Below are 24115 nucleotides of genomic sequence, written 5' to 3'. Positions count from 1 at the left end.
TCCAACGGCGAGATGGGTGTTTTTCTGTTTCCAGGGAATAAATGTCTTAACGGTCAATAATCAGGAGGAACATGTGGTCGGTTTGAAGGAAAGACAATGTACGATCATGCAGATTTTGGGCAATTTTTACGAGTCGGTGTATTCCTGATAGGGGTGGTGAAAGGCAGATAGATAATTAAAGCAGTGTAAAAAAACAGGCCTTCCAGATAGTTTGTATTTCAGAGTGATGGGGTTGATCAGATCTCTTTTGTTCGCCCTGTAATATGCTGATTTATAATAACTTTTCTTTTAGTGTGCACGAACTATTGTCAAAAAACGCGTCAGTGTGCACGATTTATTATCCCTTTACAAGATTGTATAGCCTTGCAGGATGCGGCGTTTAACTCAGTGAGATCGAGTTTATCAATTCCAACGTCTAAACATGGACTGTGCTGCCATTTCCAACGGCTGAATTTTTGCGAAGCTTCCTGTGGTACTCCCTGCTGCACTTCCTTACACGCTCTGCAAAAGCGGGATCATTCTGGCGGTGCTTTCTTCGGCTCTCCCTCCGGCGCTTCCTTTGGCCCTCCCTTAAGCGTTCTGCGAACTCGGGATCATTCCGGTAACGCTCCCTTTTGCGCTGATTTTGGCGCATGGTGTACATGGGGTCTTTGCGAAGCGCTCTCATGTACTCCCTTCGGCGCTTCCTGTGGCGCTCCAGGAAAACGGGATCTTTGCGACGCTCTCTCATGTACTCCCTTCGGCGCTCAGTGGTAACGGAGTCTCTGTGACATTGTTTCATGCACTCCCTTTTGCAAACCCTTTTGTGCTTAACTCTTGAAGCTTTATCATCAACAATTTCTTTTGCCAGGTTCGTTTGGTTATCACTTGTAGTTTGATTCAGGTTTAGCGGGTCAGCTGCAGTAATTGATGGTAAATCTTGTGGACTGGGGGATAGGACAGGAAGATTGGTTAACTGATCATCTGGACTTGAATGGCTGTCTGGTGTTGGTTCCCTGATCTCAGATTCACTCCCTGATAAGCGTATCTGCTGAATAAACGGAATATTTGGCGGTGTTGAGAATTTATCGGGGTCATTGCCAGAAGGCCAGGGAATATGTTCATCAAGAACTGATTGTGGTATTTCAGGAAGCACTGTGTCGACTGCATAGGAAAGTATTAGAGTTTCAATATCAAATTCATGCAATGAATGAAAAGAGTGAGGATTCTGTTGGTGTATGTCTGACTGAAGATGGTAAAAAGAGCAAGAAGTGCACAGGGGCTGAACAGACCTTCCCTGATAGGTTGAGGGTTGTTCCCTGGTAGCAAATTGATATCTTTGTTCTATTAAATCTAATGAGCCGAAATAAATATCGGTAAAAGCAAGATTGCATGAAGGTGAGCTATTAAAAATATCCATTGAGTTGTTAAATTATTGAATTGTTGAATTAAAGTTCAAGACTATTATTTCTTCTAAAAGTTCCTCTCCAACACAAACAATTCAATATGGAGATGACAAGTGCTTTCCGGGCACTTTGTCACCATTTGAAAGGCGACAGGTATAGCTGGCTCTACACCAACTGACACCAAGATGGCAGCGGAGGGCGTTTGGCAGTCACATATTTTTTATTTTTTTCCAACATGTTTTTCCAATATGGTACATCAGCCTTCAGCCAATTGCCTTCTTCATGGGAAGGGGTTCTCAGCTCAATGCCCACTGCGGCCATCGTATCAAGCTTCATGTGCCAGAGTTCGGGGTAGTGTCTTGCGGGTGCACAGATCCCGGTCCATGGATCAATAATGACGGCTTGATCATTCCAATCGTTAAAATTATCGGGGAACACGCCTTCTACACTGGGCTTCTGGTCCATTACCACAAAGCAATGACTATTCGGCCAGAGGGAGACACGGTAGTAAATCAGTGGACCGGGTTGTTGTGACAGAAAATAACAAACAAGATTGCTTTTTTCGCCACAGTTACCCGCCTTAACTTTTTTAACTTCTGGGATATATTCTTCGAAGTTGTATTTTTTTCTTTTCTGTCGTGATGCATGGATGATGTCATTGACCTCATCTGCATCAGGTAGGCTGGGTGTCCAGGGTTTTATAGCACTTAAATGACCAACCCCAATATTACCAGAGCCTAAAGATGTATGGACATTGGCAAAACGCAAAGCGGCTTGCGCAATGCTTGGTTGTTTGGGAGCTGCTCTGCTGGCCAGCTCATGAACGTGCCGGGATTGTACGAGGTTTTGGAGAGAAGCGGAACGCTGTAAGGGCATGGAAACGACTCCTGATTTTAGGGTATCTGCAAGAAACAGGCCCTAACACAATCGGACTTTCAAGCAGTAAGAATACTACCTATCACTATTAACCTTGGTTTTTTTGACTAGGAATGGCAGGTCAGGTCATAACAGTCTGCGCAGGATACAGACATAATCTGGCTACATGGCGCTCCTTGCTATGAGTTGACAGATCTTTCTGATAATTAAAACTGAAAGGTGAATCAGAGGGACCTGTTTGAAAACAAGTCATAGGAGCCAATAGAGGAGAGAAGCTGTGGATGCCAGCCGTGCCCATTCGGTAAATACGCCAGTTCCAGGTACCAGCGCTCAACCCAGGGAGCTGGAACCACCACCCGATGCCATTGTCCGGCGTCGATCTTGTCAACTATGCGGACAATTTATTGAGTCTCCTCCCTTTATGGTATCCCGTTGTTGCGAACACATGTACCACAATTGCTGCTCTCTCGCGACCAGGGATGTGCTTGGGTGCTCAGGCTGCCGGGCAACTTATGTCAATTTTTACCAGGATACGCAGTTTGCCGAAGAGGTAAAGAAATACGACTGGAGTCTTTTTCAATCAGCGACTCAAGTAGCTGCTGGTAAGCGTGCATCGACCGATTCTGTCATCGATCGCACCAGTGAAGAAACAGGATCACTGGTGGCGATGCCGGGTCCATCCGGGCTATCAGGGTCCCACACTCAGCAATATATTGATGCCGGAAGAGTTTCCCAACGGGAAACGTTTAAGAAAGCGCGATTGGATACTCAGGAAGCGGTGTCATTGCGGGCTGATTATTCTGTCAAACCAGCCATTCTCCCCTCAAATAACCTCGATCTGTACAGCATGGCCGGTACTTTTGCACGTCTTTTTGCCGAGCCCTTCATGCTGGAAGAGATGGAAGCTCTGGCAATGCAGAGTGGGTATCATTTTTTGACACAAATGATGGAGGCCGGTGTGGTGCCTGAATGGCAGGAAATATGCGATAGCAAAGGCCATCTTTGTGGCAAGCAGACGAACATTGACCAGCCTGATGAGACCAATGCGTTTTTTACCGCTATGCAGCATCACCTGGATCAGCTGGCACCGTCCCATCGGCTCTTTGTTACTTTCGTCTGTTCATTCCAGAATAAAATAACGGGTTTGCCACAACAGCTCTCACCAGTGTCACAAATTTTTCGTCACCCATCTGACAATCGTCTGATATGGCTAACTACTACCGATGAGTCAATAGCGAAACATCTCCATGGACACCTGATTTTTGGGGTTTTTGCCAGCGGTACCCAGCTAGTGAAATACCTTCGGTTTCTTATTCTGACCAGTGAAGCTGACCAGGTTATGTTTGTCCGATCGACCAATGAAGGAGAGTCGGATGCCGACGGTCTGGATAACATCAATATCAAGGAGTTTATTCAGCGTTTCCCCCCCAGGGGTATGGGCGTCGGTGGACAGTCAAAAAATTATCGGGGAATTCTTCTGGCCGCTGCCCAGAGCCTTGGCATGCAATGTATTCAAAAAGAGGATGCAAGCAAGGTTGTGCTGCTGGATAAACTGATTGACGGCAAATTTCGCAACGCTCAACTGACGGTCAAGGACCTGATGGCCCGTCTGAACGACCTTGATTATTTCCTGGAGCACGATGAAATCATCAGTTCCGGGCTGAAGCTTTCGCAAATGTCCGGCAGGAAAGAGACCCAGGCAGAAAATATTCGTCTGCAACGGCAAGTGGCCGATTGCGTGAAAAAGATGCATAGTTTACTGGCAACAACAGGCTATATTCAGATTCAGCTGGAACCTTGGGTATTCGCTTTATCTGATGAGATTCTGGTGCTGGCCTGTGATGACGACCAACTGTACCTGGTGAATATGAAAAGAAAATCGGTATCTGTCCAGTGTTCGTCCAGTATCGGTGATATCACTGATTTCTGTCAGGTGTTTATGAGCGGCTGCCATATCAGGGAGGCTTATATTACGCTTTTTCTGCCGAAGCAGACCAAAAACGCCAGCGCTCCTGGTGCGCAGTGATTGCTTGTGAGGCTGTCGGGTGCTATTCCCGAACAGCCTCTCAGATACTCTTAAGAACCAATCACTTCAGCAGTTACACGACGGTTTTGCTGACGGCCTTCGGCGGTATCGTTGCTGGCAACAGGTTTACTCTCACCCATACCCACCGCATCAATACGTCCTGCATCGACACCGTGCGTGTCGATCAGCTGTTGACGGATGATGTCGGCACGACGAACAGACAGCTGTTCATTGTAAGTCGCTTTGCCCTGTGCGTCGGTATGGCCTTCAATACGGATGCGAACGTCCGGGTAACGCTGCAGGAATTCACCCATTTTGGCGATCTGGTCAATGCCTTCCGGATTAATGGTTTCGGAGTCGAAATCAAAATTTACCAGCAGGTCAATGGCTGCCATTGGCTCACAGCCCGTCTGGTCAACGGCAATGCCTGCGGCGGTATTCGGGCACAGGTCGTCCTTGTCCAGTATGCCGTCGTTATCAGCATCAAGAACCGGAGCAGGTTCAACGCTGGCAACCACTTCTTCCTGAACCGGCTCAACCAAGGCAACAGGTTCTGCTGCCTTGGCGACACTGCCGAAAGTCCAGGTCAGGGCGACATTAGCCATGGCTTCTGTCTGGGCGTAATCCAGAGTTCGGACGGCACGGACATCACCACGGATGGCCAGGTTTGGAGTAAATGCCTTTCTCAAACCAAAACCGGCATTCATGCGGGTGTCGTCGTGTTCGGCACCCATCTCATAATCGGCTTCCAGTTCAGAAACACCGGCAACCACGTAAGGGGTCAGGGAACCGTCCCATGGGGTCAGGTCGTAGAATGCGTCCAGACGGAACTCTTTAAGATCTGCATCCGGGCCTGTCTTCTGCTCTGTAGAGTACTGAGAGTAGATGCCTTCAACACTGAAGCGGTCGTTAAGACGATAGCCAATACCGATTTCCGGTGCCAATGCGTTATCCAGGCCGCGATTGCTGTCCAGATCGTTCCAGGCACCACCGACAGTGAATGTCAGCCCTTTATCCACCACCTGTGATGCCATGTCACTGGCAATTACCGAACTGCTGAGGGTTGCGCCAATGGCAATGGCAATCAGTGAGCGTGCGAAACCTTGCACTTTCATAATGTCTTCTCCGTGTGTTGTGTGTCTTTAAGGGCGCATGCGCCAAAAGGGAGAGGAGGTTACGTGATTTTTGCGCTGGAATAAATACTGAGCCCTTATGTGTTTGTACTTGCACCCATAAAGGCCACTAAAGTCACAGGTAGTCCCTGCCCATGGCTCGATAAATCTGGATGGCAAAACCGGTTTCCATCAGGTTTGCGGTGTTAATGCTGCAATGCCCTGAAATCAGCGGTAATTTTCCCTATTTAAAGCCGGATCAGGCTGCTGTAGTTTGCGCTATATCATGCCAATTTTACCCACAGAGATAACAATGACAGGCTACAACGGAATTAAATTGATCGCTGTCGATATGGATGGCACGTTTCTGAATGATAACAAAACGTATAACCGTGAACGTTTTCTGGAGCAGTTCAAGACCCTGAAAGCCCGGGGCATTCGATTTGTCGTGGCCAGTGGCAACCAGTATTACAAGTTGCGCTCCTATTTTGAGGATATTGATGCTGGTGATATTGCCTATGTTGCAGAAAATGGCGGCTATGTACACGACGGGCAGCGGGAGCTGTTTGTTGCGGATATTGCCAGGGAAACCCTGGTCCGTGTCTACCCGTTTCTGGAAAGCCTGCAAGAGGTAACTGCCATTATCTGCGGCCGCAACAGTGCCTATGTTTTGCATACGGCTGATCCTGAAGAAGTAGCCAATGCCCGCAATCATTACCAGCGTCTTGAGCTGATACAAGGCTATCAGGATATCGACGACACAATTCTTAAAATTGCCATCAAAATGTCTCCAGCCAGACACGATACCGTATTGGCTGGGGCTAAAGAGACACTGGGGGATGTGCTGGTGTCAGTCACCAGTGGCCACGAGTGGATTGACCTGATCATTCCCGGTGTTCATAAGGCACATGGTATTCATCTGTTGCAGGAACAGTGGAACATTGCTGACCATGAAGTGGCTGCCTTTGGCGATAGTGGCAATGACCTGGAAATGCTGCAAAAGGCAGGTTTCAGTTTTGCCATGAATAATGCTAATGACACGGTCCGACAGCTTGCCCGTTATTCAGCTCCGGCCAATAATGAAGAGGGCGTTCTTGAGACCATCGACCATATTCTGAACAGTCATCTGCTCAGCCAGACAACTTAGCGCTTATCGGGTTCTTTGAGCGTTATATTTCCCACTGTCTTGTTGATCCTGAGTTTTCTGAATAATCGGTTCAAGTCCCCATATAGTGAATCATCACCCACCTCAACCATCTGGTTGCCATTGTAAGTGAAATATGGGGATGTACTCTCTTTCTTAACCGCTTTGATTTCACCCATTACTTTGTGCTTCGCAGGAGGTGGTGGGTCTTTATCTTCTTTTGGCGGACGTTGTTGATTCAGGGAGCCAAGCGTCTTTATATTCATGTTCCTTTAACACCTTATCACCAACCTCTAAGTTACCTGTAAACTTTAGACTGCGATTGTTGGAAAAAGTTCAAGTCCGGGCAGGCAGTGTGGGTCAACCTGATGGTTACTGAAATGGCAGTCACCGAAAGTGCTGAACACGGACTATTGTTAAGCCCTTGAAAACTCAATTTTCTGCTTTGGACCGGCTTCACAGGTATGCTTGATCATCTGGCATCGTATACTTTTTGCGGAACTAATGTCTCAAAAAAGGTACTAACTATCAGCAGTGGTGTGTTTTGTGAACTTCACAAGCCTTAAGAGCAGTAATAATTTTTGGTAGTGAAGCGATCAACACAGAATCAGTTTATTGCTTTAATTATCAACAAACTACAAGATAATAAATGACAAGGAGGTTAACAATGCTACGACCTGTATCAGATGCATTTATGGGGCACCTATCAAACGTTCCAACTGCCCTGGATCATTCCGGAGTAAGTGACGTTGTCACAGCACCTGTTGTTAAAATCGGTTATTTGGGTCACCAATTCGATCCATACGATAGGTTTTTGACTGATTATTCTATCCAAATTGTGACTACGCCAACGACATTGCCAGTAAATAACAGTGAATTACCATACAGTCCAACGTCATCAGATGCTGCTGGATTTAAACCTGACTCGGCGGGTGAATTGGATGAAGCTTTACGCGCATCCTATAAGAGCACGCAGAACCTGCTTGATCCAGATCATTTCCTGGAAACACCTCTAATACCGCTAGATGATAACACTCACTGCCTGGGACAGAATAACTGTGAAAATGGTTCAGATTCTGCGGAAGATACAATGGATTTATCTTCTGCTAAAAAGACATTACAGATGCCACCGGCAATAATGGATAATAATACAAACGCTGTAGTGGAGAGCAAACCTGTCCGTCAAACCCGTTCGTCTACTCGTTTAAAGTCCAAGAAACCCACTGTAGCCAAAGCTAAAAAATCTAAAGCTATGAAGCCACAGGTAAAAGGGATAGAAATTAACAATCAGTACTATAGTGTTAATAAAATTACTGGTATGAAGACTGAAAGATTCAATAATATTATTGAAGGAGAAAGTAATAAAGAGATTGCCCAGTTGGCAAAAAAAATTAGAGTCAGAGGTAGAAATACTATTTGTGCCAGAAATTCCAGAAAAAGAAAGTCAGATGAAATAGGCATACTTGAATTTCATGTCGATTTGCTGAAGCCTGCCAAAAAATGGCTTAAATCACGGAATGAAAAAATATCCATAGAGCTAAAGCATCTGAATAAAGATATTAAAGCTTTGCAAAAAAAATTAGTGAAAATTTATGGGAGCACTCCATACCTGAAAACCCTTTAGACGGGCATCAACACTGGTGTCCTGGTTTCGTGAAATAACTGAGTTTTTAGCCGCTGACAACGGGGCCAACACGTTTATAGATGAATGCACTGTCGACTTTCCTGTCCTGTTTTCCCAAAAGAGTGCTAATCTGCCGACTTATATTAAGTTATCTATTGATCTCACTACTTTACCGATTGATTAGACAGGTAAAAAATGAAGTTTATAAACCGTTGTGTCATAACCCTGAAGCCAAAAACAGCATTCATCGATTGGGTAACAAGCCTGGATGCCGAGCTACCTCAGACGTGGGACTTCGAAGGTGGTGCTTATCTGTTTGACGAGCATGAATCTGAAGAGAGTCTGTTGGATGGTGTCAGTGAAGAAGCGCACGCCATTCTGGAAAATGAGTTCTCTGTGTGGACCGAGGATGAAGACAAGTGGCCCGGGCCGAGAGACTTTGCCGCCCTGAAGCAACTGTTTACCCTGCATATTGCGGTTGCCGGTTTTGATCTGGGCAAGGAGCCCCTGCTAAGGGCTGATGTTGCTGATCTGCTCTGAAGGCAGATATCGTCTATTTTCAAACAACATCAGGGCAGGGCAATGACCGGTGGCTGTGCCGCACAACCACTGGCCTTCATACTCTTGAAGTATGCAGGTTACCCGCAAAAGTGCAGCAATGATTTTTTCACCGGTGATCTTATCCAGACAGGACGAGTCAGCATAGGCGGGGAGACAGACCAGAGATTGATCCAATGACATAGCTCTACATATGATTTGGCTGAGAGACACAGTTTTGACCAGGGAAATAAAGGCGCTTGGTCAGGGCTCACGCATGAGTATTCTCTTTCATGGAAAAAAGTCAAAATACTACTTTGTCTGGAAACGTCGGATAGAGAAACTTCAAGAGTCAGAACAATCGAAGCTTGAATAAAGCACCGGTTTTCAAAATGGTTGGGGTTTCATAAATCTTCATAAAAAAGACATCGCACTGACATATCTTTCATGCAATTTGTTCGGGTCTTACTCAAAATCATCCTTTCGTTGTTGTTCTTGCTGCTGTGAACAGAGAGGCTCACACACCTGAAAAGGACATTCGATATGCCTGCAAAGTCACCGGTTATTAATGAGTTTGTGTTTAATCACAGTGGGTTGGATACCAATGAATTTATTGAAGTGCTTGGCGATCCATTAACCGACTATTCCAATCTCTGGCTGATTAATGTAGAGGGTGATGTAAGTAGTTCTAATCACGGCAAGGTTGTCCAGGCATTCCAGCTGGGTACTACAAATGACAGTGGTTTCTGGACTATTCAAACCAGTAACCAGTTACAGAATGGATCGCAGACTTTATTGCTGGTGGATGGTTTTTCCGGTTCTGTCGGTCAAGTGTTTAGTGAGAGTCTGTATTCAGCGGAACTGGATTCTGTTGCCGTGTTGGATGATGTTGCTGACTCGGCATTCAGCAACACCGTGTTAGCCCCGGAATACGACGGTATAAGCTATACCGTTGGTGGTGCATCACGGGCAACTGATGGTTTGGATACTGATTCAGCCAATGATTTCGTTCGAAATGATTATTCAGGGGATGGCATTCTTTCTGGTGCTCCTGATGCCGAAGATGGTGAAGCTGTAAATACCCCCAATAAGCCCAATCAGGTGGTCGGAGATGGTCAACAGAATAGTCCGGTTCCGGTTAAAGCCATTTATGAAATACAGGGCGCTGGTCATACATCTGCGTTCGCTGGTCAGGTCGTCGCTACCGCAGGTATCGTAACAGCTTTAGAGAGTAATGGTTTTTATCTTCAGGGGCCGGAAGATGGTGATATTGCAACATCGGATGCTCTATTTGTTTTTACCGACTCGATGCCATCAGTGGCGGTTGGTGATGATATCTCCCTGGCGGGGACCGTCAGTGAATACACACGCGGAGGTAGCAGTTCCGGCAACCTCTCTATCACTCAATTAAGTAACATCAGTGAATTAACCGTCAACAGTGCTGGTAATGACTTACCCAATACCGTCGTTATTGGTGAAAATGGACGTCAACTTCCTACTGATAATGTGGACGATGATGCCTTAACCAGTTTTGACCCTGAAACCGACGGTATCGACTTCTTTGAAAGCCTTGAAGGCATGAGAGTTACCGTTAAAGATGCAGTTGCTGTTTCTCCCACCAATAAATACGGTGAGATTTTCACGGTTGCTGACCAGGGTAAGAATGCATCCGGTATGAATGATCGTGGTGGTATTGCACTGGGGCAGACTGACTTGAATCCAGAGCGGGTTCAGATTCAGCTTGATAGAGATCTACTGCCTGATGATTTTTCTGCCCGGGTGAATGTTGCTGATTCTCTGGGTGATGTGACCGGTGTTATGAGTTATGCCTATGGCAATTACGAAGTTAAGGCGACGGAAATATTCACCGTCACCGATGGTGGGCTTGATAAAGACATGACACAGCTGAAGGGCGAAGGTAATGAACTGACTGTTGCCAGTTACAACGTCAAGAATCTTGACGCTAATGACGACATCAGTCGTTTTAAAACCCTGGCCAGTCAGATTACTCAAAACCTCAGTTCACCGGATATCCTGGCTCTGCAGGAAATCCAGGATAATGACGGCGCTACAGACAGCGGTGACCCGTCAGCGGATATGACCTGGCAGAAGCTGATTGATGCCATCACCAATGCCGGAGGTCCTGTTTATGAGTATGTGCAGGTTGATCCTGAAAATAATGCTGACGGAGGTCAGCCTGGGGGCAACATTCGAGTCGGTTACCTCTATAATCCGGACAGAGTCGATTATGTAGCTCAGTCTGCTCATCGTCTTGATGCTCCGGCGTTTGCTGGAACCCGCAAACCGCTTCATGCCCAGTTCGAATTCAATGGCGAAACGGTTGATCTAGTTAATGTTCACTTGTCGTCTAAATACGGTAGCACCCCCATCTATGGAGTGGAGCAACCATTTGTCAACGCAGGTTACCAGGAGCGTATGGATCAGGCACAGGCAATCAATGATTATGTCGATACCCTGATGGTCAATGATCCGGATGCCAATGTCATGGTTCTGGGCGATTTCAACGCTTTCCAGTGGGAAGGTCCGGCGGATGTCATTGAAGGCCGGGGCGATGACAATGTCATGACCAACCTGATCGATGAGTTGGATGATGGGGCTGTCCATACCTATAACTTTCAGGGAAACGCTCAGGTTCTGGATCAAATTCTGGTGAGCAACAACCTGGCTGATTCCGCCGAAGTGGATATTGTGCACATCAATAGTGAGTTTGCTGATCAGGCCAGCGACCATGACCCGTTACTTGCCAAAGTCACCATTGGTGAGTCGGCAAATGAGGTCTATACCCTGCAGATTCTGCATGCTTCGGATCTTGAAGGTGGTGTTGAAGGCATTCCCCGGGCAGCTAACTTTGCCGCTATTGTGGATGCCCTTGAAGATACCCACAGCAATAGCATCACGTTATCTGCCGGTGATAACTTCCTGACCGGACCTTTCTTTTCGGCAGCGGAAGATCGTGGCGTCTTTCGGGATAATGGTGTGTTCAACGATTTCTATAACCAGTTGTTCCAGCTGACTGGCGATGAAATGTATGAAGGCCTTCGCGAAGGTGGCGGACGTGTTGATATTTCCATCATGAACGCCATTGGCTTTGATGCTGCTGCATTGGGTAATCATGAATTCGATATGGGTACTGCCATTCTTGGTGATTTGATGGTGCCTCAGTACAAAGGTGATGGACTGGGTGACGACCGCTGGGTCGGTACCCTGTTTCCTTACCTGAGTGCAAACCTCGATTTCAGCCAGGATGCCAGGCTGGCAGATCTGTACACCGACGACATTCTTCCTGCACAGAATTTTGCCACCGGTCCTGTTTCCTCTGCCAGCCAGCAATCAACTCCGAAGATTGCGCCTGCCACCATACTGGAAGAGGGTGGCCAAAAAATTGGTGTGGTCGGTGCCACCACACCATTGTTGGCGCAGATCTCTTCACCGGGAAACACGGCTGTCAAAGGGGATGCTGCTACAGATGATATGGCTGCTCTGGCCGATATACTGCAACCGGTCATTGATCAGTTGATGGATCAGGGCGTGAATAAAATCATCCTGGTTTCACACCTTCAGCAAATTGCCCTGGAAAAAGCACTTGTTCAGCATCTCAGTGGCGTAGATGTTGTGATCGCTGGAGGCTCCGACACATTGCAGGCGGATGAAACCGATGTGCTTAATGATGGCGATGTCGCCGCAGAAGATTATCCCTTCACCACGACCAATAAAGACGGTGATCCCGCTGTCATCGTCAGTACAGACGGTCAGTACAGCTATGTTGGCAGACTGGTTATTGATTTTGATGCAGATGGAAAGATCATTCTGGACGACAATGGCGATGCAACTGACGTCAACGAAAGTGGGGCCTTTGCAACCACCGATGAGCAGGTAAAACAACTTTGGGGTGAAGAGGATGCCTTTGCAGAAGGTACCCGGGGTGACCTGGTTAAGGATTTGACCGATGCCGTGCAGGACATAGTCAACGAGAAAGACAGCAATATTCTTGGCAAAACGGCTGTGTATCTTGAAGGTCGAAGAGAATCCGTCAGAACTGAAGAAACCAATATGGGGAATCTTACTGCAGATGCCAACCTTGCAGCCGCTCAGGGCTACGACAGCAGTGTAATGGTTTCTATCAAAAACGGCGGTGGTATTCGAGCTCCGATTGGTGCCATTGAACCGGATTCAGAAGGTGGTTACAGCGAGCAGCCGCCAGCGGCTAACCCATTGTCGGGTAAGCAGGCTGGTGAAATTTCACAGCTGGACGTTGAAAACGCTCTGAAATTCAACAACGGCCTGACGTTAATGACCCTGACAGCAGAACAGTTGCTGGCTGTTCTGGAGCATGGCGTGGCAGCATCCGGGCCTGGCACAACCCCGGGACAGTTTGCCCAGGTGAGTGGTATCAGTTTCAGTTTTGATGCCTCACTGGCCTCCGGTGAACGTATACGTTCGGCAGCACTGGTCAATGAGAATGGTGAGTTGTTGCAGACTCTGGTGGAAAACGGTGAGTTAGCCGTACCATCCGATATGGCCATTCGCATTGTGACCCTGAACTTCCTTGCTGGTGGTGGCGACGGCTATCCATTCCAGGCAGGAACCGATGTCGTACAACTGGGAGATGTGCTTACGGACAAAGGGCTTGCTGATTTTGCCGCTCCCGGTAGCGAGCAGGATGCACTGGCTGAGTATCTGCTGGCTCACTATTCTGACAACCCTTATCAGGGTGCTGAAACGAACCCTGCTGACGATACGCGGATTCAAAACCTGGCTGTTCGGCAGGATTCTGTACTGCAGGAGCAGACGACAGAACCTGTTGATTCCATCGACGATCATGGTGATGGGGAGCTGGTCGGTGGTAATGGGGATGACATCCTGAATGGTGCAGCGGGGGATGACTGGCTTGATGGCCAGGCAGGTAATGATCACTTAATCGGTGGTTACGGTGACGACCAGCTTTATGGTCGCGATGGTCATGACCGACTGCAGGGCGATCATGGCAATGACTGGCTCAATGGAGGTAAGGGCGCTGATGATTTGCAGGGTGGGGCGCACAATGACTTCCTGTTTGGTGGCGCTGGTAAGGACCGTCTGGACGGTGGTTTCGGCAATGATGAGCTGTATGGCGGCAAAGGCCATGACTACCTGAAAGGTGATCACGGTCACGATGTGCTGATGGGAGGTAACGGTAAGGACCAACTGCTTGGTGGCAGTCATAACGACTGGCTGGAAGGTGGCAATGGTGCCGATCGATTATCCGGCGGCAGTGGTCATGATTACCTGGCCGGTGGTTCTGGTAACGACTGGTTACTGGGCGGATCTGGTGGTGATCAGTTTGCCTTTGAAAATAATAGTGGTCACGATGTGATCCGGGATTTCGAAGCAGGCAGCGATACTATCCTGTTAAATGGTCTGGGTTTTGATTCTCTTGATGCGGTTCGGGATGCCTCAACCCAACAGGGCAGAAATCTTCTGGTGGATTTGGGCAGCAACAGCAGTCTTACCTTGATTGGTGTCAGCCTGGATCAACTGAATGATCACAATGTGCAGTGGGATGATCAGCTGGTGTAAACACTGCTGAGAAAACCTGAAAGGCCGGTGTTGATCACCGGCTTTTTTGTGCCATTGTTCTGTAACAAATTTCTGAAACAATGTCGTAAAAGCTGTAAAACAAAAACATCACAGGGTGTGACCGTTGTTGAATAATCAGGCGACTGCTCTTTCGGAACGAGATTTTTCGAAACAAGAGCTCCCGGAAAAAGCACTATCTACCATCAAGCGTCAACTGGCATCCGTTCTGGGGTTCAGTTTTTTTCTGAATATCCTCCTGTTAACGGTGCCGCTCTATATGCTGCAAGTGTATGACCGGGTTTTGACCGCCGGGAGTGTACCTACGCTTATTGCGCTGAGTGTCGTTGCTGTTGGTTTGATACTGATGGCGAGCTTGCTGGACTGGATACGCTCACGCTTGCTGGTCCGGCTTGCCGGATTAATGGAACAGGCTCTTGAAGCACCGTTGTTAAAGCAGTTATTGCAATCCAGTGGCGTGGTAAAGCGGGAAAAACTAAAAGACCTTGAAAGAGTAACTGGATTTATTTCTGGTCAGGGGGTGCTTGCAGTATGCGATGCGCCATGGATTCCGGTTTATTTGATCGTCATCGCCATGCTGCATCCGGCATTGGGGATTGTCGCGACGATAGGCGCGTTGATTCTGGCGATGGTTGCCTTCTTGTCTGATCGCATGACCCGGGGGCTTATGGCAGAAGCGAGTGCTCGACACCAGCAATCATCCCGTTTTGCTGAGCAGGCGCTGGACAATGTTGAAGTATGCCGGGCATTAGGTATGGGCGATGGTCTGGTCCGCCATTGGCTGGCCAGACGTGAGCGTGGCAGTGTCAGACACTTCAGAGCCAGTGATCTGGGCGGCAATTTTCAGGCGTTGGGAAAATTTCTCAGACCGTTGTTGCAGGTTGCGATGCTGGCAACAGGCGCACTGCTGGTCCTTAATCAAATGATGACAGCGGGTGCCATGGTCGCCAGCTCAATTCTTTTAGGCCGGGCACTGGCACCTCTGGAAATGGTCATTGGTCAGTCCGGAAATATTCGTCAGGTACGGACCGCCTGGACGAGTATCAATCAGTTTTTCTCAAATCTGCATAACAACATTCAGGCCATGTCCCTGCCCAGACCGAATGGGTACCTGCAGATTGAAAAGTTGGTAGCCAGTGTGCCTGACGGTGAAAAGCCGGTGATAAAAGGCATTGGCTTTGCTTTGGAGGCCGGTGAGAGCCTTGCAGTGGTTGGGCCAAGTGCCTCTGGTAAAAGTACCCTGGCCCGATTGCTGGTTGGCGTCTGGGAGCCGACAAGTGGTGCAGCCAGACTGGACGGTGTGGATATCAGTCGCTGGAACCGTGCTGAAGTGGGGCAGTGGTTGGGATACCTGCCTCAGGGTGTTGAACTGTTTCCGGGCACCATAAAAGACAACATTGCCCGCTTTGGAAATGTGGACTCTGAGGCAGTAGTTAAGGCTGCCAGGCTGGCAGATATGCACTCTCTGATTTTAAGTTTGCCCGATGGTTATGATACCCGGGTTGAAACAGAAGGCGGTGTGCATTTATCCGGCGGTCAACGACAACGCCTTGGGCTTGCAAGAGCATTATACGGGCAGCCCTCACTGGTTGTTCTGGATGAGCCGGATGCCAGTCTTGATCAGGATGGTGTGCAGGCATTAATGGCTACAGTTCGCAAACTGCACGAACAAAAAGTAACCCTGGTGATGGTGACCCATCGCCCCCAGTTGCTGCACTGTGTCGATAAGGTATTGGTGTTGAACCACGGGTGTATTGAACGATTTGGTGATGCTAAACGTGCCATAAAACCTGCAATGCGAGAGGTAACTGCCTGATGGATATCAATCCTCTTGAGACAGCCAGTCGATTCTATCGTCGCATCGGAATATTGGTCGTGATAATGACATTCGGTGTTTTTTTCGGATGGAGCTTTCTGGCTGTGATGGACAGCGCTGTACTGGTCAGTGGCAAGGTAACGGTGCATAGCCAGCGCAAAGCGATACAAAGTCTGCAGCCGGGGCGGGTACAACAGATTCTGGTTACTGACGGTGACCTGGTGCAAACCGGGGATGTGCTGGTCAGGTTGGACGAAACCCGCGCTGAAGCAGGGCTTGCCATTCTGGAAGACAGTTTATTTTATGCCAGGGCCACAGAAACCAGGCTTCAGGCAGAGTTGGTAAACGACAAAGTTGTTGTTTATACCAATGAACTGACTAAGCAGTCTGAACAGGCTGACCGGTTTAAAGACACGTTACGGTTACAGGGTCGGTTATTCAGTGAGCGTCAGGAGTCTCACTTCGGTCAGATCAGGATGGTGCGCCAGCGAATTGAAAAAATTCAGCAGAAGATTGTCGGTATGCAGGGCATGAAATCGGCAGCAGGTCGTCGCCTGGCTGTGGTGAAGGATGAACTGTCCGGTTATCAACAACTTTATGGTCAGGGCTTTGTTCAGAAAACGGTTGTGAATGCATCCTTAAAAGAAGAAGCGGATCTTGATGGTCAGGTGAGCGATTATCTGGCAGATATTGCCGAAGCGGAAAAATCCATCACGGAAGCAGAGCTGGAAATTCTGCAGCTGAAACAGGAACGGCAGGAACGACTGGTTAATGACCTGAACAGTACCCGAGCCCAGATTAACGATTTGGTCGAACGCACCCGGGCGTCCCGTTATATGCTGGAGCACCTTGAAGTGCGCGCACCGGCAGAAGGTATCATTGTTGATCGACAGGTTCATACCATTGGTGGCGTAGTGCAGGCGGGTGAGGTCTTAATGGAATTGGTTCCAAAAAGGGATGCCCTGATCATAGAAGCCAGAATGAATACTCTGGATGTGGATCGCGTCGTGGTGGGGCAGTCTGCGCGGGTTCAGCTCACGGCTTTTCCGCAACGAACGACGCCTGCCCTCAATGGCAATGTCATCTATGCCTCTGCAGATAGTCTGGTCGATGACGTTTCCAGAGAGCCCTATTATCTGGTGCATATTGAAGTGGGTAAAGATGAAATAGAACGACTGGGTGACAAGAGTTTGCTGCCGGGAATGCCCGCAGATGTGATGATTACAACAGGTTCCAGAACGGCATTTGAATATTTGTCGCAACCTTTGCGTGATTCTATGAATAAGGCATGGCGAGAATCGTGATTCCGTCTGACAGAACCATTGATAGCATAGCGATGGCAGCCCTTCGTTCAAGCCCTGAGCATGTGGTAGATGGTGTGAGAGATACTGGAATGGGGAGATATGGTTGTGATCAGGAATTAACCACAACCATACAGTCAAAGGAAAATTAATTTTCTCTTCTTTCAGCAAGCTCTTCCATTCTGGCCTGTAGCTCTTCCTGCTTTGTAGGAACCGTAATAGCGTCCAGTGCTTCTCTGGTACTCATCGCATTCACCATATTCATAACAGGCATTGATACCGGTTTTTCCATGCCATGTCTTTCCATGGCCTGAGCAGCATAGTCCCGATCCGCTGAAGCATTGGCGCTGAAAAGAATGACAGAAGAAGATACGATGGCAGATAGTGTCTTTTTCATGGTTGTTCTCCGTTGATAGTAAGCAGACGACCTATTCCCAGCCCCTGTTAAGTAGCTAACCATATGAAATCAAATATTTCTGACTCCTTGTTCAGGCACTCCCGGCAACTGCTCCTGCGTTGCTCTAGCTCCTGCATCCATGCAGTCGTGCTTCGTTACAACTCCGGTCACATAGCTACGGCTATGCTTCCTCCGTTGTGCCTCGCATAGCACCTGCCCAAGTAGCCAGAAATATGTGATTCCATATGGCCAGCTACTTATTAAGAGGTTAAGCAATAGTGAAGATGTATAGCGACCAAAGAGCAGAAAAGTGAAAGAGTGTCGGGATAGTTAATGACAATAAGCGGCAAATAATCGTTTTTTTTTAACTGTCACTTTTCCAGCACTGTTCTGATTTATCCGTTATTCTTGTGGACTTTTTTTGTTGGACAAAAGGCATGATCGAAGCGCCTGCGGAACAACTTGATATTATCTATCAGGATCAATGGCTGGTGGCTATCAACAAACCCTCCGGCTTGCTGGTGCACCGCTCCATGATTGATCGTCATGAAACCCGCTTTGCCATTCAGCTATTGAGGGATCAGATCGGTCAACCTGTGTTTCCCCTTCACCGGCTGGATAAACCAACGTCTGGAGTGCTTGTGTTTGCCCTGTCGTCCGAAGTTGCCAAACGGGCAGGTGAGCAGTTTCAGGAAGGCCGGATCAGTAAAATCTATCATGCCATTGTCAGGGGCTATGTACCCCAGTCCGGTGTGATTGACCACCTGTTGAAGGAAAAACTGGATAAAATAGCCGATCGCAAGGCACGTCAGGATAAACCTGCCCAGGAAGCGGTCACCGAATATCATCGGCTGGCGACGGTTGAGCTGCCAATAGCCATTGATCGATACCCATGCAGCCGCTATTCGCTGGTGGAGGCAAAGCCCAAAACCGGTCGCAAGCACCAGATTCGTCGGCATATGAAGCATATTGCCCATCCTGTTATTGGTGATGCAAAACACGGCAAGGGAAACCATAATCGGTATTTTGCCGAGAACTTTGCTGCGAACCGATTACTGTTGCACTGTTCTGTCATGGCAATGAACCACCCGGTGACCGGTAAGCCCATCACTTTTGATGCACCGATGGATAGTGTGTTTGATCAACTTTTGCAGCGATTTGGCTGGACAATGCCAAATCCCACAGTATAAATGCCCTTTTTGTCGGATTGAGGTATACCAATGAAAAACATTATGTCTGGAATGCTGGTGTCGCTGGCAATTTTTCTGGCTGGTTGTGCATCCACCCAGGAGTCACAGCCGGTTAATGCAGAAAAACCGGAAGCCGTCGTAACCCGTCAGTTTACCGGTTCCACCATGACCCCGGATCCCGTTATGCAGCAGGTGATGGCGTTGAGCCAGGCAGGTGTCCTGAAGGATGTGCGCATGACCCGCTCTATTCCTGCCCGGATCACCGCAACCGGACCTGAGAATGTTCTGGCCTGTATCGCTACGGAAGGGAGCCGCTGGCTGGAAGAGCACCAGGAGTGTGAGTTCATAGCAGAAGAAACCTGCACACAGCTGGGCGGTGAATTCAACCCTTGCGCATCATCCTGTCGAAATGATCCGGACGCCATGGTGTGCAATTTGATGTGTGTTCAAGTCTGTAAGTTTTAATCCATCGATCTCGCAAAGTCATCTGGTTGGTTTTGCGAGCGACCTTTCTCTTTCCTTAAATTTCCCCTTGAAGTGTTTGTCTGACCTCCATCCTGCTGATGGATAGGTGTTTTTACGAGTTTGATTAAATATTATCCAATAAATATCCTATTTATGAGTTTTTCTTAAATTTCTGAATTTAATGGGTAATAATTAAAGCTGCGGTTTGTTTCTCAGCATTATACCCGATAAATACCTATTATATTTTTAGTCGTATTGTATGAAAACACTGCAGCATTTATCCGGTTATGTCTTCAGCAGTTATCAGCTGGGCCTGTTCAGGCAACTGGGAGAGTTCAGAGGCCGCCAGCTGGTCACTATTCGTCAGCAGCCAGAGGTTCTGGATACGCTCCGTCAGGTTGCGGTACTGGAGTCTGTGGAATACAGCAGCCGGTTGGATGGCATTGTCGCTTCCAGAGAGCTGGTTCGTAAGCTGGTGCACCGGGAATACCGTCCGACTGCACCGGTTGAGAGGCAGGTTGCCGGCTACCGCGATGGCCTGGAGATTGTGGTTGAGCCGGGCGAACACATGACCCTGTCGGTTAGCCTTATCCGCCAGCTGCATGCCATGTTATATGCCCATGTGCCCCACGAAGGGGGACGCTGGCGGGTTACCAATAAAGAGATTGTTGAGCGGGACAGCAAGGGGCAGAGAATCGGTGTTCTATATCGAACCATGCCCGCCAGGGCCATTGCCGGGGCCATGGAAGAGCTGGTTGCCTATTACCATGAAGGACTTCAGCACCAGGTTGAGCCGCTGTTACTGATACCAACGGTTGTCCTGGATTTTCTCTGTATTCATCCTTTCAGCGATGGCAATGCCCGTATCGCCTGGTTGATCATGGCGATAATGCTGGCGCTTAACGGTTATCAGGTGGCCCAGCTGATTAGCCTGGAGCGGGTTCTGGTAAAGCATGAACAGGCCTATAAAAGGGCGTTACAGCTGAGTGTAAAAGGCTGGCATGAAGGGCAGCACAATCCGATGCCATGGATCGATTTTTTCCTGAATACCCTGATTCGGGCTTACGATGAACTGGAAGATAAAATTCATACTCTGCAGTGGCAGGGCAGTCGTGCGCCCAAATCGCAGCTGGTAAAGATGGCCATTGAGCAGACCAGTCATGCTTTTTCCATTGCGGATATCTGCCTGCAAATCCCCACGGTCAGTCGGGAACTGGTCAAAAAGGTGGTTCAGCAGATGCGCGCTGAAGGTTTGCTGGAGCCAGTAGGCAAAGGGCGTGGTGCCCAGTGGCAAAAGTGTAATAATCCCTGATCGGGCAGGGTGAAAACGGCGAAGGAAAGTAAATCAGTAAAGAAGTCATCTCTTATGAGCGAGGTGGCTTCTATGACTTTTCCTGATCTGAACGTGTTCTAAAGCTCCTCTTTTTCAAACACAAAGATGCCGTCCTGCAAGGAAACCCGGCCTCCGTCATATCGAGCAGCATTCCAGTCTATTATTGAGCTGTAGTTGGTTTGCAGGTATTGATAAAGTGCAACATTATTTTGGTCAGCAAGGTAATGAATGAGCGTTTTTCCGGAACATTTGTCCTGATGATTGGGATTTGCACCACATTTAATCAGTAAATCAACAACCGGGAACTGATCTTCCTTGACAGGGTTATGTTGGCTTACAAAAAAAAGAAGACTATTTAACCCCCCATTGCATGTTTCTGCATTGAGAACGGCGGGCAAGCTGCTCCGTTCGATACGTTGAAGTATCAGGTTAAGCGTTTCTATCGTCCCGTACTGGCAAGCAAAATGAATGGCTGTTCTACCACTTCCCTCATGTATTAAGACAGAGGCACCATTTTCAAGTAAAAAACTGATCATCTGAAGGTCATTATTATGGATCGCCACATGTAATGGTGTTTGTCCTAAATGATTTTGTTGATTTAAATCACTGTTAAAATGTTGGGGAAAGGCATTTTTCCATAATTGAGCCACTGGCAGTTTTTCATGTACCGCTGCCATATGTAAAAGAGCATCCCCATCCTTATCAGGATATTCCCCAATTAAGGTCAGTAACTGTAACTGAGTTTTTACAGGTAATTTAGGTGGGCATTCAGCGGGATATAAAGCTCTTTGAGGTAAAGTACGCTGGTGAGATTCATTCCTCTCGACTTGATGGCAGGATGTCGTAATTTTTGCCAGTCGCTCTTCCAGACCTGGACCACTATTGGCATCACTGCCTGCACCACTATTGGCAGCACTGGCAGGGGGATATGTCTTTTCGTAAGTGGGAGCAGATGAGAGCGGTTTTGCATTGGTATCCAAAATATCCTCCTCAATTTTAGACACGTTAAAACCGTTTAGACCAATACCAGAGTCGATAGTTTCAGAAGGTGTGATTATAAATAGTTAACCAAATGAAATCGTATTTTCTGTTTTCCCGGATCAGCACCTTAACCGGAGCTGACCCGGGGAGCTTTTAAAGCATCCGATGCAGAACATCATGCTCAGGCTTATCGAAGTAACGATGTTTAATGGTGGCCAGAATGTGCAGTACCACAATGCCCAACAGAACATAGGGAATAATGACGTGGATATCATGGAGTCGGCCCGCCAGCTCAGGATTCTTTTCCAGGAAGCTGGGCATGACCAGGTTGAACAGCGGCACCTTACGACCGGCAGCGTCAGACATCAGGTAGCCACTCACCGGTACCAGGAACATAAAGAGGTAGAGGAGCCAGTGCACCAGTGTTCCCAGTTTTTTCTGATAAGTCGGCATGCTGTCCGGTAGTTTTGGAATCTTGCTGGCCCAGCGAATCACCAGACGGGCGAACAACAGGAAGATCACCAGAACACCGAAGGATTTATGTAAGTGGTAAATGTCGTATTTATAGCTGACGTTGTCTTCCAGGCCGACCATATACCAGCCAGCACCAATGATGCCCAAAATAAGAAGACCGACAGTCCAGTGCATCAGGCGCATGAGTACGGGGTATTTATCAGAGTTGCTCATCGGTTTGCCCTGCTTTTTTTAGTTAATGGATATCATAATTTATTATAGTGTTTTGGTGCTATATGAATTCATAGAGGTTGTCTCAAAGCGTAACCGTTGCTGAAAAATCCTGGTTGAGTCTTTTCGCTTCAGGCAAGGAACTTTGTGATGGCAATCCGAGACTAACGAGTAGGCAGATAAAGTTAGATCTTTGCTTATGAATATTGTCTCAACAACACCATTGCAAGCGTGTCGTGACGTTTCAGAAAACGCTTTTGACCAGTCCATCGATAAGCCTGATGATGCCAAACAGTTCAGAGGATTTGGTGCTGTCCTCAGATCCGGGGTCACGTCTATATTGCAACGGGCCGGGGCGGATGACCAACTCTGGCTCCGACAGGCACAGGAAGGGGGCAATCGCCTCATGACTCGCCTGATGTCTGCGGTACCTGTTGTTTATTCCTTACTGATCATCAATAGCCTGCCCACTGCTAACGGGTGTGAATGGGGGCCTTCAGGTTCACGAAATGGAACACTGTCGGCGAATCCTCACCTGGGTTTTCCTGAGCCGGAAGTGGAGTGGGCCGATGGGGCAAGTGATGTTGTATTGTATGGTGGCTGTGCGACGCTGCTTGCCAGCCACATTGCCAGATTCGTAGCGCGGCTGTATTCCGGTAAACAGTCAAGTGAGCAGGTGCCGGAACCGGGTCGTATGGAAAATAATTTCAAGGAGCTGGCGAAAAAAATGTTCCGTACAGAGGCCAGTGAAGTGGTGAAATCCCTGGTCTTGGTGGCAAGTGTCGCCGGTATTGTTGATTATATGAAAATGAAAATTGATAGAGAACGTCCCTATGTCCTGAATCCTGACTATATCCATGGAAATCTGTGTATGGATCCGGATGATTTCAAGGCCATGCCCTCGGGGCATGCGTCAGTTTCGGCTATTGCCTGGTCGCAGGTTATCCTTAACATTATAGATACTGCGGCGATGTCTTCCCCCGCCTTCAAGCGCTTGCTGTCAAAAATGGCAGTCTTCTCAAACCAGCCGCTTTCTTCACCGGCCGGGAAGCGACTTATTGCCTTTGCGGGTGCCATGGGTTTTGGAGCCCTGGCTGGGGCACTAAGGGTTCTGGCGGCCAAGCATGATGTTATTGATGTGTCCGTCGGCGCGGGTATAGGCATCATTGCCGCTGCTTGCTCCCCATATATTCGTAGTGGTGTTTTTAACCATGGCGCTGTAGTGGATAAAAATACCGGATATTACTATGACGATGACGTGTATAGTCGAGCTGTTGAAGTAGAGGAGCCGATGCAGGATAGGGATAATCAAGAGGCAGAGGCGATGATGTGATGGGATTAATAATACCATCATCATGAACGTTGGAAGGCTGGCAAATTTCAGGAGCCAGAAAATTATATGACCCGATGAAAGCGGATCACAATGCACCTTGCGACCCGCCCCCGTCTGATGCCAACAGATGTTCTTAGGGTAGACATTAAGCGTCTACTCCCCTCTTCGGGAAGTTAAAGATGGAACCACGAAGGACACGAATAGCACAAAGAAGAGATTTTCTTTTCCTTCGTGCTCTTCGTGTCCTTCGTGGTTCCATTCAAAAGCCATTGAAAATGGAGGGGTAAGCTTAATGTCCACCCTAAGAACAGATGTT

19 protein-coding genes are annotated in these 24115 nt (G+C 48.1%); 11 read left to right on the top strand and 8 right to left on the bottom strand.

Going from position 1 to position 24115, the window contains the following annotated elements; translation table 11 throughout:
• Window positions 1-415: 415 nt before the first annotated feature.
• Window positions 416-781: a hypothetical protein gene (locus ACO6V1_RS14635; protein ID WP_422444588.1), complete on the bottom strand. Its 366-nt coding sequence runs from the start codon at window positions 779-781 to the stop codon at window positions 416-418.
• A 769-nt stretch (window positions 782-1550) separates the two neighbouring features.
• Window positions 1551-2261, bottom strand: coding sequence for a hypothetical protein (locus ACO6V1_RS14630; RefSeq protein WP_422462977.1), 711 nt, complete (start codon window positions 2259-2261; stop codon window positions 1551-1553).
• A gap of 277 nt (window positions 2262-2538) precedes the next feature.
• Here ACO6V1_RS14630 and ACO6V1_RS14625 point away from each other — a divergent pair, with 277 nt between their 5' ends.
• The gene (locus tag ACO6V1_RS14625) at window positions 2539-4287 is read left to right on the top strand and encodes a hypothetical protein (protein ID WP_422462979.1); all 1749 of its coding nucleotides are present in this window, start codon (window positions 2539-2541) and stop codon (window positions 4285-4287) included.
• Between the two features lie 50 nt (window positions 4288-4337).
• Here ACO6V1_RS14625 and ACO6V1_RS14620 read toward each other — a convergent pair whose 3' ends face one another.
• Window positions 4338-5402, bottom strand: coding sequence for an OmpA family protein (locus ACO6V1_RS14620; protein ID WP_422462981.1), 1065 nt, complete (start codon window positions 5400-5402; stop codon window positions 4338-4340).
• 310 nt (window positions 5403-5712) lie between these two features.
• On the opposite strand from ACO6V1_RS14620, the gene ACO6V1_RS14615 reads away from it, so the two are divergent.
• The gene (locus ACO6V1_RS14615) at window positions 5713-6546 is read left to right on the top strand and encodes a Cof-type HAD-IIB family hydrolase (protein ID WP_422444596.1); all 834 of its coding nucleotides are present in this window, start codon (window positions 5713-5715) and stop codon (window positions 6544-6546) included.
• Here the strand turns inward: ACO6V1_RS14615 and ACO6V1_RS14610 are convergent.
• Entirely contained in the window at window positions 6543-6809 is a 267-nt protein-coding gene (locus ACO6V1_RS14610; protein ID WP_422444598.1) for a hypothetical protein, read from the bottom strand. The genes ACO6V1_RS14615 and ACO6V1_RS14610 overlap by 4 nt on opposite strands.
• A gap of 401 nt (window positions 6810-7210) precedes the next feature.
• Here ACO6V1_RS14610 and ACO6V1_RS14605 point away from each other — a divergent pair, with 401 nt between their 5' ends.
• Window positions 7211-8167 (top strand): hypothetical protein, encoded by a 957-nt coding sequence (locus ACO6V1_RS14605; RefSeq protein WP_422444600.1) that lies wholly within the window; start codon window positions 7211-7213, stop codon window positions 8165-8167.
• A gap of 195 nt (window positions 8168-8362) precedes the next feature.
• On the top strand, window positions 8363-8707 hold the full coding sequence (locus tag ACO6V1_RS14600) for a hypothetical protein (protein WP_422444602.1): 345 nt from the start codon (window positions 8363-8365) through the stop codon (window positions 8705-8707).
• On the opposite strand, the gene ACO6V1_RS14595 is transcribed toward ACO6V1_RS14600, so the two are convergent.
• Window positions 8678-8908, bottom strand: coding sequence for a hypothetical protein (locus ACO6V1_RS14595; RefSeq protein WP_422444604.1), 231 nt, complete (start codon window positions 8906-8908; stop codon window positions 8678-8680). The genes ACO6V1_RS14600 and ACO6V1_RS14595 overlap by 30 nt on opposite strands.
• 339 nt (window positions 8909-9247) lie before the next feature.
• Here ACO6V1_RS14595 and ACO6V1_RS14590 point away from each other — a divergent pair, with 339 nt between their 5' ends.
• The 3 genes from ACO6V1_RS14590 (at window position 9248) to ACO6V1_RS14580 (ending at window position 17419) form a co-directional block, all read left to right on the top strand.
• Window positions 9248-14281: a 5'-nucleotidase C-terminal domain-containing protein gene (locus ACO6V1_RS14590; RefSeq protein WP_422467373.1), complete on the top strand. Its 5034-nt coding sequence runs from the start codon at window positions 9248-9250 to the stop codon at window positions 14279-14281.
• A 127-nt stretch (window positions 14282-14408) separates the two neighbouring features.
• Complete coding sequence (locus ACO6V1_RS14585; protein ID WP_422467371.1) at window positions 14409-16115, top strand: type I secretion system permease/ATPase; 1707 nt, start codon at window positions 14409-14411, stop codon at window positions 16113-16115.
• A complete protein-coding gene (locus ACO6V1_RS14580; protein WP_422467369.1) occupies window positions 16115-17419 on the top strand; it encodes an HlyD family type I secretion periplasmic adaptor subunit in 1305 nt (434 codons plus the stop codon). Before ACO6V1_RS14585 ends, ACO6V1_RS14580 begins: the two co-directional genes overlap by 1 nt.
• Window positions 17420-17564: 145 nt before the next feature.
• Here the strand turns inward: ACO6V1_RS14580 and ACO6V1_RS14575 are convergent, their stop codons facing one another.
• Window positions 17565-17813, bottom strand: coding sequence for a hypothetical protein (locus ACO6V1_RS14575; RefSeq protein ID WP_422444612.1), 249 nt, complete (start codon window positions 17811-17813; stop codon window positions 17565-17567).
• 437 nt (window positions 17814-18250) lie between these two features.
• Here ACO6V1_RS14575 and truC point away from each other — a divergent pair, with 437 nt between their 5' ends.
• The 3 genes from truC (at window position 18251) to ACO6V1_RS14560 (ending at window position 20780) form a co-directional block, all read left to right on the top strand.
• The gene (gene truC / locus ACO6V1_RS14570; protein WP_422467367.1) at window positions 18251-19003 is read left to right on the top strand and encodes a tRNA pseudouridine(65) synthase TruC; all 753 of its coding nucleotides are present in this window, start codon (window positions 18251-18253) and stop codon (window positions 19001-19003) included.
• A 30-nt stretch (window positions 19004-19033) separates the two neighbouring features.
• Complete coding sequence (locus ACO6V1_RS14565) at window positions 19034-19468, top strand: hypothetical protein (RefSeq protein ID WP_422467366.1); 435 nt, start codon at window positions 19034-19036, stop codon at window positions 19466-19468.
• Between the two features lie 259 nt (window positions 19469-19727).
• Entirely contained in the window at window positions 19728-20780 is a 1053-nt protein-coding gene (locus tag ACO6V1_RS14560; protein ID WP_422467364.1) for a Fic family protein, read from the top strand.
• A gap of 98 nt (window positions 20781-20878) precedes the next feature.
• On the opposite strand, the gene ACO6V1_RS14555 is transcribed toward ACO6V1_RS14560, so the two are convergent.
• Both ACO6V1_RS14555 and ACO6V1_RS14550 read right to left on the bottom strand, forming a co-directional pair.
• Window positions 20879-21781, bottom strand: a complete 903-nt coding sequence (locus ACO6V1_RS14555; RefSeq protein WP_422467362.1) for an ankyrin repeat domain-containing protein — start codon at window positions 21779-21781, stop codon at window positions 20879-20881.
• Window positions 21782-21935: 154 nt separating this feature from the next.
• The gene (locus ACO6V1_RS14550) at window positions 21936-22469 is read right to left on the bottom strand and encodes a cytochrome b (RefSeq protein WP_101749222.1); all 534 of its coding nucleotides are present in this window, start codon (window positions 22467-22469) and stop codon (window positions 21936-21938) included.
• Between the two features lie 196 nt (window positions 22470-22665).
• On the opposite strand from ACO6V1_RS14550, the gene ACO6V1_RS14545 reads away from it, so the two are divergent.
• Window positions 22666-23799: a phosphatase PAP2 family protein gene (locus tag ACO6V1_RS14545; protein ID WP_422467360.1), complete on the top strand. Its 1134-nt coding sequence runs from the start codon at window positions 22666-22668 to the stop codon at window positions 23797-23799.
• The last annotated feature ends 316 nt before the right edge of the window (window positions 23800-24115 follow it).

This window comes from Endozoicomonas sp. ALC013, assembly GCF_049310205.1.
Lineage (GTDB): Bacteria > Pseudomonadota > Gammaproteobacteria > Pseudomonadales > Endozoicomonadaceae > Endozoicomonas.
This window is presented reverse-complemented; position numbering and strand designations above follow the sequence as displayed.